Origin of the sequence: Mesorhizobium sp. M0491 (genome assembly GCF_040321265.1) — a bacterium.
Classification (GTDB): Bacteria; Pseudomonadota; Alphaproteobacteria; order Rhizobiales; family Rhizobiaceae; genus Mesorhizobium.
Map to the genome: position 1 here is coordinate 1 of NZ_JAMYRE010000061.1, position 1403 is coordinate 1403.

Below are 1403 nucleotides of genomic sequence, written 5' to 3' on the forward strand. Positions count from 1 at the left end.
TAATGCAGTTCACTTAAGTTGGGCTGGATGAGGATCTGGTAAGACCTATCGAACAGGATGGAGATTCGTTTCCATCCTGTTCGTGTTTTGAGATGCCAGGTCGCATAGGACATACAGCCGATTTATCGGCACTTTCGGGTGCAATTGATCCGGAATGGATCGCCTTGGCGCTTGCCAGCAGCGGCAAGGCGAGCATCCGCAAGCGCAAGCTCCCCGCCGAGCAAGTTGTCTGGCTGGTGATTGCGCTTTCCTTGTATCGTCATCAGTCCATGCCTGAGGTGGTGGCCCATCTGGATCTGGTGTTGCCCGATGAGGTGAACCCGGACATTGCCAAGAGCGCCTTGACGCAGGCCCGCCAGCGCTTAGGCCAGGCGCCGCTGGCGCAGTTGTTTGCGATGAGCGCGACGTGCTGGGACGAGCGACACCAAGTCGGGCGAGGCTGGCGGGGTCTTGCGCGCTATGCCGTGGATGGCAGCACATTGCGTGTCGCCGACAGCGTGGAGAACCGCGCGCATTTTGGAGCGCAAGCCTATGCATCCGGCGCTGTTGCAAGTTATCCGCAGCTACGGCTCTTGACCCTGACGGCGCTCGCCACGCACCTGGTGCGTGATGCGGTGTTTGGGATCTACGGCAAGAATGAGATGCTCTATGCCAAGAGCTTGCTCGACCAAGTGCCGGACCAATCCCTGACGGTCTTCGACAAGGGCTTTTTCAGCGCCAGCCTGCTGCTGCAGCTTCAATCGAAGGGCAAGCAACGTCATTGGCTCCTGCCGGCCAAAGGCAACAGTGCATGGCAGCGCCTGGACCAGAACGCCACCGACTATCGGGTGCGCATGAAAGTCTCGCCGCAAGCACGCGAGGCCGAGCCCGACTTGCCGACATTCTGGGAAGCTCGGGCGATCGAGACGGTCAACCGGCATGGGCAAAAGCGAATATTGCTCACCTCATTGACGGACAAGAAGGCCTATCCTGCCCAGGAGATCGTGCAGCAATACGAAGACCGCTGGCGGATCGAAACCAGCTATCGAGAGCTGAAGCAGGAGCTTCTTGGCAGCGAATTGACGCTGCGCAGCGGCACACCGCAGACCGTTTATCAGGAAGTTTGGGGAGCCTTGCTGGCTTACAATCTGGTGCGGTTGGAAATGGCCGAGGTTGCCTCTGAAGCCGAGGTCAAGCCAACCGAATTGAGCTTCACCACAGCCCTGCACTACATTCGTCACGAATGGGGGTGGATGGCGATCGAAGCGCCAGCAAAACTACCCGCACACCTCATCCGATTAAGACAACGGCTGGGAGACCTCATCCTCCCAAAAACACGGGGGCGATCATGCCCCCGTGTCGTCAAAAAGCTACCAGCCAAATATCCTGTCAGAACACTGAAGGTGCCTAAGTGAACTGCATTA

At 58.2% G+C, this 1403-nt stretch carries 1 protein-coding gene; it reads left to right on the forward strand.

Translation table 11 applies throughout. The features are described 5' to 3' along the window. Positions 1-92: 92 nt before the first annotated feature. On the forward strand, positions 93-1394 hold the full coding sequence (locus NKI69_RS33465; protein ID WP_128306115.1) for an IS4 family transposase: 1302 nt from the start codon (positions 93-95) through the stop codon (positions 1392-1394). The last annotated feature ends 9 nt before the right edge of the window (positions 1395-1403 follow it).

What these genes read in the sequence shown, in the direction of transcription:
- NKI69_RS33465 (WP_128306115.1), top strand. Translation starts at nt 93, where the DNA reads ATGCCAGGTCGCATAGGACATACAGCCGATTTATCGGCACTTTCGGGT.